This is a genomic window from Mycobacterium bourgelatii, assembly GCF_010723575.1.
Classification (GTDB): domain Bacteria; phylum Actinomycetota; class Actinomycetes; order Mycobacteriales; family Mycobacteriaceae; genus Mycobacterium; species Mycobacterium bourgelatii.
In genome coordinates this window covers 4,418,938-4,432,032 of sequence record NZ_BLKZ01000001.1, presented here as the reverse complement: position 1 = coordinate 4,432,032, position 13,095 = coordinate 4,418,938, and the positions used below count along the sequence as shown (strand labels likewise).

The following is a 13,095-nucleotide window of genomic DNA, read 5'->3' as shown; positions in this document are numbered from 1 at the left end:
GATCCCTGCCACAGCACGCTGGTATCCGTCGGGAGTTGGGAGCACGTTGCATGACGATCGACCCCGGGACCACGCGGGATCATCCGCGCACCACCATTGACCAGGGCACCCCGGTCGATGACTGGATCCTGAAGGCTTACCTAGACAGCTATCGAGGATCCGCCGAAGACGGTTCGCCGCAAACCCCGGACTCGCTCGTCACCCCCTCACTGGTGGCCGCCCACTACCGGCTGGCGCAGGCCCGTGCTGCGGGCGAAAGCCGGGTCGCCGTCTACCCCGCTGACGACCCGGCTGGATTCGGGCCCGCACTTCAGGTCGTCACCGAGCACGGCGGCATGCTGATGGACTCCGTCACGGTGCTGCTGCACCGGTTGGGGGTTGGCTACACCGCGGTCATGGTTCCCGTGTTCGACGTGCGGCGTGGCCCGACGGGGGAACTGCTGGACATCCAACCCAAGTCCGACAGCGCCGCGCGGGATCACGGTGAGGCCTGGATCCACGTTCAGTTGTCGCCATTGGTGGACAGCAAGACCCTGGTCGAAGTCGAACGGCTGCTGCCCCGAGTTCTGGCCGACGTCGAGCGGGTCGCCGCCGACGCGTCCGCGATGATCCGCACCATGGCCGACCTCGCCGAAGAGGTCGACAGCGACCCGCAGGGTCACTACTCCGCGCCGGATCGCCACGAAGTGGCGGAGCTGCTGCACTGGCTGGGCGACGGCAACTTCTTGCTGCTGGGCTACCAACGGTGCCGGGTCGACAACGGATACGTCTACGGGGACGCATCCACCGGTTTCGGGGTGCTGCGCGCGCGGTCGGGAACCCGGCCGCGGCTGACCGACGAGTCGAAACTGCTGGTATTGGCGCAAGCCGCGGTCGGCAGCTACCTGCGGTACGGGGCCTACCCGTACGCCATCGCCGTTCGCGAGAACGTCGGTGACGACGTCTTCGAACACCGCTTCGTCGGACTCTTCACCGTGGCCGCCATGAACGCCGACGTCCTGGACATCCCGTTCATCTCGCGGCGGGTCCGCGAAGCACTCACATTGGCCGGCAGCGACCCCAGTCACCCTGGTCAGCTGCTGCTCGATGTGATCCAAACCGTGCCGCGCCCAGAGCTTTTCAGCCTCAGCGCTGACCGGCTGCTGTCCATGGCCAAAGCCGTGGTGGATCTGGGATCACAACGACGCGCTTTGCTGTTCCTGCGCGCCGATCGGCTGCAGTTCTTCGTGTCCTGCCTGGTCTATATGCCGCGTGACCGCTACACCACCGCCGTGCGGTTGAAGATCGAAGACATCCTGGTCCGCGAATTCGCCGGTACCAGCCTGGAATTCACCGCTCGGGTCAGTGAATCGCCTTGGGCGTTGATGCATTTCATGGTCCGGTTGCCCGAGGATTCGGCACCCGGGTCCGTCGACGTCTCGGAAAGCAACCGGATCCGAATCCAGGGCCTGCTCAGTGAGGCCGCGCGCACCTGGTCGGATCGGCTTATCGGCCTCGCGGCGTCGGGCTCGATCAGTTACGCCGACGCCGAGCACTACGCGAAGGCGTTTTCCGAGGCATACAAGCAGGCGGTCACACCGGCCGAAGCCATCGAAAACATCGCCTTCATCAACGAACTCACCGATGACTCGGTCAAGCTGGTCTTCTCCGAACGCGACGAGCATGGAATCGCCCGGCTGACCTGGTTTTTCGGTGGACGCACCGCTTCGCTGAGTCAGCTGTTGCCGATGCTGCAAAGCATGGGCGTCGTCGTGCTGGAAGAACGGCCGTTCACCGTCGACCGGCCCGACGGGCTGCCGGTCTGGATCTATCAGTTCCGGATTTCCCCGCATCCCACCATCCCGCTGGCCGACACGGCCGAAGAGCGCGAGGCGGGTGCCCAGCGATTCGCCGACGCCGTCACCGCGATCTGGCAAGGCCGGGCGGAGGTCGACCGGTTCAACGAATTGGTGATGCGTGCCGGGCTGACCTGGCAGCAGGCCGTGATCCTGCGCGCCTACGCGAAATATCTACGGCAGGCTGGTTTTCCGTACAGCCAGTCCTACATCGAGACGGTGGTCAACGACCATCCATCGACCGCGCGATCGCTGGTGGAATTGTTTGAGGCGCTGTTCGATCCCGAGCCTTCGGATCGCCGCGACGCACAAGCGGCCGCCGCGGCCGTCGCCGCCGACATCGACGCGCTGGTGAGTCTGGACACCGACCGCATCCTGCGCGGGTTCGCCTCGCTGGTCCAAGCCACCCTGCGGACCAACTACTTTGTGACGCGCGACGGTTCCGCGCGCAGCCGAAACGTCTTGGCGCTCAAGCTTGATGCCCAGTTGATCGACGAACTGCCGCTACCACGGCCGAAGTTCGAGATCTTTGTCTACTCGCCTCGCGTCGAAGGTGTGCACCTGCGCTTCGGGCCGGTCGCCCGTGGCGGGCTGCGCTGGTCGGACCGTCGCGACGACTTCCGCACCGAGATCCTCGGCTTGGTCAAGGCGCAGGCCGTCAAGAACGCCGTCATCGTGCCGGTCGGCGCCAAGGGCGGATTCGTCGTCAAGCGGGCGCCCCTGGCCACCGGCGACGCGGCGGCCGACCGCGAAGCCACCCGCGCCGAAGGCGTCGCCTGCTACCAACTGTTCATCTCCGGCTTGCTCGACGTGACCGACAACGTCGACAAGGCCACCGGAAAGGTCAACCCACCGCCCGGGGTGGTGCGTCGCGACGGTGACGACGCCTACCTGGTGGTGGCCGCGGACAAGGGAACCGCCACCTTCTCCGACATCGCCAACGAGGTCGCCGAGTCGTACGGATTCTGGCTGGGCGACGCCTTCGCGTCCGGTGGGTCGGTGGGCTACGACCACAAGGCCATGGGCATCACCGCCAAAGGCGCGTGGGAGGCGGTCAAGCGACACTTCCGGGAAATGGGAGTCGACACCCAGACCCAGGACTTCACGGTTGTCGGCATCGGCGACATGAGCGGCGACGTGTTCGGCAACGGCATGCTGCTGAGCAAGCACATCAGGCTCGTCGCCGCCTTCGACCACCGGCACGTCTTCCTCGATCCCGACCCCGACGCCGCGTCCTCCTGGGAGGAACGCCGGCGCATGTTCGAACTGCCCCGGTCCAGCTGGGACGACTACAACAAGTCGCTGATCAGCGAGGGCGGCGGCGTGTACAGCCGCGACCAGAAGACCATCCCGGTCAGTCCGCAGGTCCGTGCCGCTCTCGGCATCGAAGCCGACGTCAAGGAAATGGCCCCGCCCAACCTGATCCGCGCGATCCTGCAGGCGCCGGTGGATCTGCTGTTCAACGGCGGCATCGGCACCTACATCAAGGCGGAAAGTGAGTCCGACGCCGACGTCGGCGACCGCGCCAACGATCCGGTGCGGGTCAACGCAAATCAGGTGCGGGCGAAGGTCATTGGTGAGGGCGGCAACCTTGGGGTTACGGCGTTGGGCCGCGTCGAGTTCGATCTGTCCGGTGGGCGGATCAACACCGACGCGATGGACAACTCCGCCGGCGTGGATTGCTCCGACCACGAGGTCAACATCAAGATTCTGATCGACTCGCTGGTCACCGCCGGCAAGGTGAAGGCCGAAGAACGCAGCCAACTGCTGGAGTCGATGACCGACGAGGTTGGCCAGCTGGTCCTCACCGACAACGAGGACCAGAACGACCTGATGGGCACCAGCCGCACCAACGCGCCCAGCCTGTTGCCGGTGCATGCCGATCAGATCCGCCACCTGGTCGAGCGCGGCCTCAATCGCGAGCTGGAGGCGTTGCCGTCCGAGAAAGAAATCGCCAGGCGCGCCGAGCTCGGCCTGGGACTCACCTCTCCCGAGATCGCAACGCTGATGGCGCACGTCAAGCTCGAGCTCAAAGACGAGGTGTTGAAGACCGAGCTGCCGGATCTGGACGTGTTCGCGTCCCGGCTGCCCCGTTACTTCCCCAAGCCGCTGCGTGATCGGTTCACCCCGGAGATCCGCCAGCACCAGCTGCGTCGGGAGATCATCACCACGATGCTGATCAACGACCTGGTGGATACGGCCGGGATCACCTACGCGTTCCGGATCACCGAGGACGTCGGCGTCACGCTCATCGACGCGGTCCGCACCTACGCGGCAACCGATGCGATATTCGGTATCGAACACATCTGGCGGCGCATCCGCGCGGCGAATCTGCCGGTCGCATTGTCGGACCGGATGACACTGGACACCCGGCGATTGGTCGACCGTGCCGGACGCTGGCTGCTCAACTACCGTCCGCAGCCGCTTGCCGTCGGTGCCGAGATCAACCGGTTCGCCGCCAAGGTCAAGGCGCTGACGCCGCGCATGTCGGAGTGGTTGCGCGGGGACGACAAGGCCATTGTCGAGAAGGAAGCCGCGGAATTCACGGCCCAGGGTGCTCCGCCCGACTTGGCGTACCGCGTCGCCGTCGGGCTGTATCGCTACAGCCTGCTCGACATCATCGACATCGCCGACATCACCGAGATCGACACCGCCGACGTTGCCGACACCTATTTCGCCTTGATGGATCGGCTAGGCACCGACGGGTTGTTGACCGCGGTTTCCGAGCTGCCCCGAACCGACCGGTGGCATGCGTTGGCGCGGTTGGCGATTCGCGACGACATCTACGCATCGCTGCGTGCATTGTGTTTCGACGTGCTGGCCGTGGGGGAGCCCGACGAAAGCGGTGAGGAGAAGATCGCCGAGTGGGAGCACATCAGCGCCTCGCGGGTGGAGCGGGCCCGCCGGACGCTCAACGAGATTCGCGAAAGCGGCGCAATGGATCTCGCCACGCTATCGGTGGCGGCGCGTCAGATCCGCCGCATGACCCGCACCAGCGGACGGGGATCTTCAGGTTGAGCAACGATAAAAAGAACGGGTTTGTCGCACCGGTGCCGGTGCGCTGGTCTGACATCGACATGTACCAGCATGTCAACCACGCCACCATGGTCACGATCCTCGAAGAGGCGCGCGTGCCCTTTCTCAAGGAACCGTTCCAGGCCGAGATCACCGAGATCGGGTTGTTGATCGCCGACGTGCGGGTCACCTACAAGGACCAGTTGCGCCTGGTCGACTCGCCCCTGCAGGTCACCATCTGGACGAAGCGCCTGCGCGCGGTTGACTTCACGCTCGGCTACGAAGTCCGTTCGGTGAACGCCGATCCGGAGTCCAAACCCGCCGTCATCGCCGAATCACAGTTGGCCGCGGTGCACATCAAAGAGCAACGGTTGGTGCGGTTGGCGCCGCACCACCGGGAATACCTGCAGCGGTGGCTGAGGGAATAGCCGGCGGCACAACCGAACGCGGGCTGTGGTTGCCAGATGCGGCCCACCGCGCGGACCTGGCGGCGTTCGTGCGCCGCGCGATGCGCCTCGACGACGCCGCGGTCATCCGACTTCGGACCCGCTCGCTGGGATTGCTGACGGCATGGGTGGCAACGGGTTTCGACGTACTGGCCGGCAGGGTGGTGGCGGGTACGGTGCGCCCGGACGACTTGTCGGTCGGTGCCGACCAACTGGCTCGCGGTCTGGCCGACGTCGGTCCGTCGGGCTACGTCGACCCCGGCTTTGCGATGGACTCGGCGTGGCGGGGGGCGTTGCCTCCTGACTCCGGCTTCACCCACCTCGACGACGTGCCGGCCCGCGTGATGCTGGATCTGGCGCAGAGCGGTGCGGAGCTGGCCAAGCAGCACAGCAGCGCGCACGGGCCACCCGCCTCGTTGCTCGATCAGGAAGTCATCCAGGTCAGCTCCGGGGACACCGTCGTCGGCCTGCCGATGCGCTGCGTATTCGCCTTGACCGCAATGGGTTTCCTGCCGCAATCGGCGGAGTCGATCAACGCCGACGAGATGATCCGGGTCCGGTTCTCGCCGACCTGGTTGCGCATCGACGCCCGCTTCGGCTCGGTGTACCGGCGCCGCGGCGGTCCGGCTTTGGTCCTGCGCTGAGGAAAAATCACACCGATTTTTTGGCGCTGGTTTTCGTCAGGTCCCGTAGACCAACCACAGCGGGAGAATCGAGTCAAGGTAGTCCATGAACTTCTTGAGACCCACGCGGTATTGCCCGTACCCGTACGGGTCTACGGAGTATTCCGGGAATGCAATGCCGAGCCCGAACAGGCCAGGCGCAAGAATTCCGTTCTGCGGGTTGTAGTCCAGTTGCCCCCATTGGGGTGTGGCCGGCAGCTTCCTGCGCTCGAATCCGACGGTATAGACGACGAGATCGCATTCGCCGAGTTTCTCTTCGAAATTCGGACTGGTGACCGAGTACCTTTCCAGCCGATCCGGGAGCACCCCATCGATGTTTTCCCGGGCCCACTCCGCCGCCCGCCCTTTGAGGCCGGTGTCGTCGAAGAGGATCCAATCATCCAGATAAACAGCATATTTGAGCGGATGACGGAAAAAATTGATCACTTTGCGCACTGGATGACGCAACAGATTGGGCAACGCGATCATGGACGAGTGGGATGAGCCGAAGACCGCTACCGTTGCGCCTTCCAAGGGAAGTTGGGCGAGTTGATCCGGGTCGAGCGCAACCTCCACTGGGATTTCTTTTAGTTGCGGATAATCCAGCTTCTTGGGAATCGCACCGACGGCAAGAACCACATTCTTCGACGCGATCTCCTGTGCTGTGGTCTTAATTTGCCAGTGGCGGTTCTCGAGGTACAGCGCGGTTGCCTTCGTCTGAAACACCTCGACGCGCTGGCGCAGCTGATCGGTCACCCACAGCAGCGGATCCGCGACGAGTTCCAGCGCGCACGTGTCGTCCGGGTCGACCTCCAGCAGTGGCAACTGGGGAGCCTCGGAGAACCGAAAGGCCTTGGAAGCGTTCAGGTATTCCAGGAAGGTCTTGGCGATGGTGTTGCTCGACACCGACCGCCACTTCTTGCCGAGGTCTCCGGCCGCAAAGGAAGGGTCGATCCACGCGATCCGCTCGGGGGCTATCCCGTGATCGAGCAACCTCCCCACCGCCGCAATTCCGGCTGGCCCGGCTCCGATCACTGCCCACTCGTAGGACGACATGCATCACGTATAGAGGACCGAGCCCAGAAGTGCTAGCCGACTCGCGTCAGCCAGACGGCGCTGTCGGGCGGCAGTTGGCCGTCGATCAGCGGTGCGCTGGCCAACAGCACCTCGCCGCGCGGGAGCGCGATCGGCCGCCGACCCGCGTTCAGTGCGCACACCAGCTCGCTCTCGCCGGGCAGGTTGGGCCGCCGGAATATCAACGCACCCTTCGGTGCGGACAGCCAATCGACGTCCCCGCCTTGGAATTCCGCGCGCCCCTTACGAATTTCGATGGCACGCCGGAAGAACGACAACATCGACTCGGGGTCGTTGCGCTGCCTCTCGACGGTCAACGCGGCAAAGTCGTCCGGCATGGGCAGCCAGGTATCGGCGGACGTCGAGAACCCGAACGGGGGAGCATCACCTGACCACGGCATCGGGACCCGGCACCGATCGCGTCCGCGTTCGGTCCGCCCCGAGCGCTCCCAAGTCGGGTCCTGCAACACCTCGTCCGGCAGATCCACGTCTGGAAGCCCCAGCTCCTGGCCGTTGTAGATGAACACGGTGCCCGGGAGGGCCAGCATCAACAACGCCATGGCCCGTGCCCGGCGTAGCCCGATCTCGCCGTCGCCGTAGCGGGAGACCTCCCGCCCCACGTCGTGATTGGCCAGCGTCCAGGTCGGGGTGGCGTTTTCCAGCGCCGCGGCATCCAACGAGTTCTGTACCGCGTTGTGAATTTCGGTGGCGTCGAACTCGGTTCGGGTGAGCCGGAAGTTGAAGCCGAGGTGCAGTTCGTCCGGCCGCACGTACTCGGCCCACTGGGCGTTGTCCTGGACCCAGACTTCGCCGATGGTGACCGCGTCGGGGTAGTCGTCCATGACCGCGCGGATATCGCGGTGAATGGCGTGGACGTGCGGGCGATTGAAGCGCGGGTCGTCGTCGGTGTGCCGCAGAATCTCGGCCTCGTCCGCGGCGTCGGGCAGACCCTCCGGCTTGGCCATCCCGTGGGCCACATCAATGCGGAAGCCGTCCACGCCGCGTTCCAACCAGAACCGCAGGGTCTTCTCGAAGTCGTCGAAGACTTCGGGGTTGTCCCAATTCAGATCGGGCTGCTCGGTGTCGAACAGGTGCAGATACCACTGACCCGGGTGGCCGTCCGGCTCGACAACGCGTGTCCAGGCCGGCCCGCCGAACACCGATTCCCAGTTGTTCGGTGGTAGCAGTCCGTCTGGGCCGCGGCCGTCTCGAAAGAAGTAACGGTCTCTGGCTTCGGTGCCCGGACCCGCAGCCAACGCGGCCTGAAACCAGGGATGTGCCGAACTGGTGTGGTTGGGCACGACGTCCATGGTGACCCTGATGCCGCGCTCATGCGCCGCCGCGATCAGCCGTTCGAACGCGGCCATTCCGCCGAACAGCGGGTCGATGTCGCGGGGATCTGCGACGTCGTAGCCGTGGTCGGCCATCGGGGAGACGGTGACCGGGTTGATCCAGATCGCGTCGACACCGAGGTCGACCAGGTGATCGAGGTGGTCGGTCAGCCCGTCCAGGTCACCGACGCCGTCGCCGTCGCTGTCGGCGAACGAGCGGGGGTAGACCTGGTAGAAGACGGCAGACTGCCACCACATGGGTGCCGGGTCGGTCATCAGAATGCGGAGTTGACGAGGGAGTGGGCGGCCATCTCCAGGTATTGAAGCAGCTCGCGACGCCGTTCGTCGTCGAGTGTTTGCGAGTCGATGGAGGCCACCGCGGTATGCATGCACCGCAACCAGGCGTCCCGCTCGATCGGAGTGATGCGGAACGGCATGTGTCGCATCCGCAGGCGGGGATGACCGCGTCGCTCCGAGTAGGTCCGCGGGCCGCCCCAGTACTGCTCGAGAAACATGCGTAAGCGCTCTTCGGCGCCCGAAAGGTCCTCTTCCGGGTACAGGGGACGCAGTATCTCGTCCTCGGCGACCTGCTCGTAAAACCTCGCCACGATGGCATGAAAGGTCTCGGCGCCGCCGACGGCGTCGTAGAAAGACTCGGGGTTCGGATTCATCCCCTCCATTGTGGGCCATCTGCCGGATCGGCCCGCTCACCCCGGCTGTTCACCGAACCGACACGGCGTGCTCAGCGCAAATGGCGTGCAGTTGGCAGCGAATCATGGTGGACTGTTCCGCGGAGGATCTATGGCGCAAGGCAAGACACGCCGCGGCCACCGCACTGGCACCGCGGCAGTGGGAACTGGGCCTGCGAACGCGCCATGCCTGCACAGCGTCGAAACCCATCCGCCCAACCGGCACGAGACCGCGTCGATCTGGAACCGCCGACGGGTGCTGCTGCTCAACTCCACCTACGAGCCGCTTACCGCGCTGCCGCTGCGCCGCGCGATCGTGATGCTGATCTGCGGTAAGGCGGACGTGGTGCATGACGACCCGGCGGGACCGGTCATCCACTCCGCGACCAGGTCGATCGTGGTGCCGTCGGTGATCCAGTTGCGGACCTACGTCCGGGTTCCCTATCGGGCGCGGGTGCCGATGACGCGCGCGGCGCTGATGCACCGGGACCGCTTCTGCTGCGCCTACTGCGGGGCGAAGGCCGACACGGTGGATCACGTGGTGCCGCGCAGTCGCGGGGGAGACCACTCCTGGGAGAACTGCGTCGCGTGCTGCTCGACGTGCAACCACCGCAAGGGCGACAAGCTGCTCAGCGAGCTCGGCTGGGTGCTGCGGCGGGCACCGGTGCCGCCGACCGGACAGCACTGGCGGCTGTTGTCGACCCTTAAGGATCTGGACCCGGCGTGGGCGCGATATCTCGGCGAGGGCGCGGCATAGGCGTGGCGTAGGTGCCATAGGCGGCGGGCCCCCCGTTGGGATACGGTGTCCGTCGTGAGCGCTATGGAGATTCACCTTTTATTCACCGGAATACCGCTGGCTCTGTTTGTGGCGCTGAGCTTGATCTACTTGACTCGCAAGGGGCCCCACCCCGAGACGTACAAGTTGTCGGAGAAGTGGACGCATCCGCCGATCCTGTGGGCAGCTACTGACGAGGCTATTCGCAACGCGCACGGTGGCCACGGCGGCCACGGTGCATCGGAATTCACAGTCGGAGGTGGCGCCAGTGGCACATGGTGAAGTCGCGACGGTCGAACCGACCGAGCTGCCCAGAGGCTGGGCGCTGACAAGCAGCGGACGGTTGTCCGGGGTCACCGAACCCGGCGAGCTGTCGGTCACCTATCCGTTCCCGATCAAGGACCTGGTAGCCGTGGACGACGCGTTGAAGTACGCCTCTCGGGCGTCCAACGCCCGGTTCGCGATCTACCTCGGGGACCTGGGTAGTGACACCGCCGCGCGGGCACGCGAGATTCTGGCCAAAGTGCCGACGCCCAACCACGCGGTGCTGCTTGCGGTCTCGCCCAATCAGTCCGCCATCGAGGTGGTTTACGGCTCTGCATTGCGTGGCCGCGGTGCCGAGTCGGCCGCCCCGCTCGGAGTTGCCGCCGCTTCCTCGGCGTTCGAGCAGGGCAACCTGATCGACGGTCTGGTCAGCGCCATCAATGTGCTGTCCTCGGGGATCTCACCGGAGTAATCGCCGGCCGCGAGGGCGCCGAGTTGGTCGGCCGCCGCGAGGGCGCTCAAATGCACGGCCAACACGGCGTGTCGCCGTACAAGCGGGCGCGCTCGCGGGGGCTGCGGCGTCAAGAGCGCCGGCTACTTGCCTTGCAACACCTTCAGCAGGTTGAAGAAGCCCGGGATCCCGGTAAATGAGTTCCCGACGCCCGAGAGGAGGCCGCTGAGGGCGTTAATCGGCAGGCTGAGTCCGAGCGCCGAAAGTGGGGCAGTGACGCCGGTGTTGAAGAAGCCTGTGGTCAGGCCGTTAAGTGAAAGCCGAGCAACGCCACCACCAACGTCGGCGCCCAGAGCGCCGCTGGCGGTGTTGCCGAAGCCCGACATGCCCCCGGCGACCGCTATGTGGATGAGGCCGCCGGTCACGTGAGCGCCGTTCGCCGTATTGTTGAAGCCCGACATCGAGCCGTTGTAAGCGACGTTTGACAACCCGCCGCTGGCGGCGGCTCCGCTGGCCCTGTTGTTGAAGCCGGAGACGTCTTTGCCAACGTTGTTAAAGCCCGAGTGGTCAAGCCCGGAGTCGGTGGCAATCCCGAAGCCCGTGTTGTAGCCGCCCGAATTGAAGCCGCCGGTGTTCACGTTGCCGCTATTCCAGAAGCCGGTGTTCAGGTTGCCCGCATTCCCATTGCCCGTGTTGCCGAAGCCGGAATTCCCGAAGCCCGTGTTTCCTGGCTGCGGTTGAGGGCTCCCTCCGAGGAGGCTGGCTATCGTGTTCGTGACGCTGCCGCCCGAATTGCCAGCGCCCGTGTTCAAGTCGCCCGAGTTCCCCCACCCGGTGTTCAAGATGCCCGAGTTCCCGAAGCCGAAGTTTCCTTGGCCGGTGTTTCCGAAGCCGAAACTGCCGTAGCCGGAGTTCCCGAAGCCGGCGCCCTGGAGGTGGCCCAGTTGAGTTGGGTCGGTATTGGCGCCCGAGTTGAAGAAGCCGACGTTTCCGTCGCCCGAGTTGAAGAAGCCGATGTTGTTGACACCCGAGTTGCCGAAGCCGATGTTGCCGCTGCCTGAGTTCAGGCCGTTGAAAACGAATTGACCGGTATTGCCGTCGAAGTAGGCATTTCCAATGCCGATCAAATTGTTGCCGGTGAGCCCGAACCCGATGTTGCCCGAGCCGGTGTTGCCAGCCCCGATGTTTCCGGCGGCGCCGGCGGCCCCGTTGATGATATTTGTGTTGCCGAAGCCGATGTTTCCGTTGCCGACATTCCCCATGCCGGTGTTGTAGGCGCCGGAATTACCCATGCCTAGGTTGCGGCTTCCGATATTGCCTGCGCCCACGTTGCCGCCGGGGTTCTCTGCACCGGAGCCCAAATTTCCAAGGCCAGTGTTGTTGATCCCGGTGTTTCCGAAGCCGACATTACCGCTGCCGGTGTTGCCGTTACCGATGTTGCCCGCGGCGGTGGTCGGGTTGTTGTTGCCGTTGCCGATGTTGCCGCCGCCCTTGTTGCCGAGGCCGAGGTCGGGCAAGGTGCTCGCTGCGGTTGCCGCGCCCCCCAAGATCTGACCGATACCGGGCAGACCCTGCAGCGTGGCCTGCCAGGAGCTGAGCTGGGCGGCGGCGGCCGAGGCCCCGCCATGATAGCCGACCAAGGCCGCCACGTCGGCGGCCCAGAATTCTTCGTAGATGCTTTCGGCGGCCGCGATGGCCGGGGCGTTAAGGCCGAACCAGTTGGATTGCACCAGCTGCAGGAAGGCGTTGCGGTTGGCCGCGACCACCAGCGGATGCACCGTGGCGGCCTTGGCGGCCTTGGCGGCCTCGAAGGCGCTCGCCACCGCTTCGGCCGAGCCGGCCGCGCCCCCGGCTTGGGCCGAGGCCGCGTTTAGAAAGCTCACGTAGGGGGCGGCGGCGGCTTGCATCGCCGCCGAGGCGGGGCCCTGCCAGGCCTGGCTGGCTAGCCCAGCGGTCACCGAGCTGAACGAACTGGCCGCGGTGGCCAATTCCCCGGCCAGCCCGTTCCAGGCCGCCGCGGCCTGCAACATGGGCGTCGACCCCGCCCCGATGAACATCCGCAATGAGTTGATCTCGGGTGGTAGTACCGCGAAACTCATGATGGCCTCCCATAGCCTCCCCAGCCGCTCCGGGCGCGACTAGCGCCCAACCGGAGCTGTGTAGTCACGGATGCTACGACCGTGGCGGTAGCGAGCACCGGCTTTTCAGCAAAAAACAACGACGCGCAATGCGGCCGGCGGCCGTCCAACCGGTCGCGATGAGCCGCTGCGGTAACGCTCTGGCCAGTGCGATCCTGGCCGCTCGCCCGCGTCGAACTCGTACGCAAAATGCAATTGGTCAGCGCCCGCAAATTCCGGACCCTCAACCCCCGGCCGCCCCTGCGACGACTAGATGTCGTTGGACCAACGGCAAAGTAGAGCGGCCTAGGCCAGCGCCTGGTCATCCAACAGCCTGCACACGAGGCATTGATCAAATTCCCACGCCGCTACAACACTCGACGAGGCCACTCCGCTCTCGGCGGAAAACCACCCATCAGCCGGCTCGCCGTCTGAC

Annotated in this window: 10 protein-coding genes and 1 pseudogene; 7 read left to right on the top strand and 4 right to left on the bottom strand. The window is 65.3% G+C overall.

Annotation, left to right across the window (positions count from 1 at the left end; translation table 11 throughout):
- Positions 1–50 precede the first annotated feature (50 nt).
- From G6N68_RS18995 to G6N68_RS18985, 3 genes are read left to right on the top strand one after another with little or no spacing between them, the layout of a single operon-like run.
- A complete protein-coding gene (locus tag G6N68_RS18995; protein WP_163715525.1) occupies positions 51–4,853 on the top strand; it encodes an NAD-glutamate dehydrogenase in 4,803 nt (1,600 codons plus the stop codon).
- Entirely contained in the window at positions 4,850–5,278 is a 429-nt protein-coding gene (locus G6N68_RS18990) for an acyl-CoA thioesterase (RefSeq protein ID WP_163715519.1), read from the top strand. The genes G6N68_RS18995 and G6N68_RS18990 overlap by 4 nt, the downstream gene beginning before the upstream one ends.
- The gene (locus tag G6N68_RS18985) at positions 5,263–5,940 is read left to right on the top strand and encodes a DUF8010 domain-containing protein (protein WP_205351388.1); all 678 of its coding nucleotides are present in this window, start codon (positions 5,263–5,265) and stop codon (positions 5,938–5,940) included. The genes G6N68_RS18990 and G6N68_RS18985 overlap by 16 nt, the downstream gene beginning before the upstream one ends.
- Positions 5,941–5,976: 36 nt before the next feature.
- On the opposite strand, the gene G6N68_RS18980 is transcribed toward G6N68_RS18985, so the two are convergent.
- The 3 genes from G6N68_RS18980 to G6N68_RS18970 are packed head-to-tail and all read right to left on the bottom strand — an operon-like array spanning position 5,977 to position 9,034.
- Positions 5,977–6,993, bottom strand: coding sequence for an FAD-dependent oxidoreductase (locus tag G6N68_RS18980; protein WP_163718807.1), 1,017 nt, complete (start codon positions 6,991–6,993; stop codon positions 5,977–5,979).
- A 53-nt stretch (positions 6,994–7,046) separates the two neighbouring features.
- A complete protein-coding gene (locus tag G6N68_RS18975; protein WP_163715517.1) occupies positions 7,047–8,639 on the bottom strand; it encodes a glycoside hydrolase family 13 protein in 1,593 nt (530 codons plus the stop codon).
- Entirely contained in the window at positions 8,639–9,034 is a 396-nt protein-coding gene (locus G6N68_RS18970; RefSeq protein ID WP_163715514.1) for a globin, read from the bottom strand. The genes G6N68_RS18975 and G6N68_RS18970 overlap by 1 nt, the downstream gene beginning before the upstream one ends.
- A gap of 130 nt (positions 9,035–9,164) precedes the next feature.
- Here G6N68_RS18970 and G6N68_RS18965 point away from each other — a divergent pair, with 130 nt between their 5' ends.
- From G6N68_RS18965 to G6N68_RS18955, 3 genes are all read left to right on the top strand, one after another.
- Positions 9,165–9,809: an HNH endonuclease gene (locus G6N68_RS18965; RefSeq protein ID WP_163715510.1), complete on the top strand. Its 645-nt coding sequence runs from the start codon at positions 9,165–9,167 to the stop codon at positions 9,807–9,809.
- Between the two features lie 63 nt (positions 9,810–9,872).
- Entirely contained in the window at positions 9,873–10,109 is a 237-nt protein-coding gene (gene ctaJ, locus G6N68_RS18960) for an aa3-type cytochrome oxidase subunit CtaJ (protein WP_163718806.1), read from the top strand.
- Positions 10,096–10,563, top strand: coding sequence for a DUF5130 domain-containing protein (locus G6N68_RS18955; RefSeq protein ID WP_163715507.1), 468 nt, complete (start codon positions 10,096–10,098; stop codon positions 10,561–10,563). Before ctaJ ends, G6N68_RS18955 begins: the two co-directional genes overlap by 14 nt.
- A gap of 122 nt (positions 10,564–10,685) precedes the next feature.
- On the opposite strand, the gene G6N68_RS18950 is transcribed toward G6N68_RS18955, so the two are convergent.
- Entirely contained in the window at positions 10,686–12,641 is a 1,956-nt protein-coding gene (locus tag G6N68_RS18950) for a PPE family protein (protein WP_276068803.1), read from the bottom strand.
- A gap of 293 nt (positions 12,642–12,934) precedes the next feature.
- Between G6N68_RS18950 and G6N68_RS30980 the strand changes: the two are divergent.
- Positions 12,935–13,094 (top strand): annotated as a pseudogene (locus G6N68_RS30980) (IS481 family transposase); the annotation flags it as partial.
- Position 13,095 lies beyond the last annotated feature (1 nt).

Excerpts from the sequence above, each read along its gene's own strand:
- G6N68_RS18995 (WP_163715525.1), top strand. The coding sequence starts at position 51 with ATGACGATCGACCCCGGGACCACGCGGGATCATCCGCGCACCACCATT.
- G6N68_RS18975 (WP_163715517.1), bottom strand. The coding sequence starts at position 8,639 with ATGACCGACCCGGCACCCATGTGGTGGCAGTCTGCCGTCTTCTACCAG.
- G6N68_RS18950 (WP_276068803.1), bottom strand. The coding sequence starts at position 12,641 with ATGAGTTTCGCGGTACTACCACCCGAGATCAACTCATTGCGGATGTTC.
- G6N68_RS18970 (WP_163715514.1), bottom strand. The coding sequence starts at position 9,034 with ATGAATCCGAACCCCGAGTCTTTCTACGACGCCGTCGGCGGCGCCGAG.
- ctaJ (WP_163718806.1), top strand. The coding sequence starts at position 9,873 with ATGGAGATTCACCTTTTATTCACCGGAATACCGCTGGCTCTGTTTGTG.
- G6N68_RS18965 (WP_163715510.1), top strand. The coding sequence starts at position 9,165 with ATGGCGCAAGGCAAGACACGCCGCGGCCACCGCACTGGCACCGCGGCA.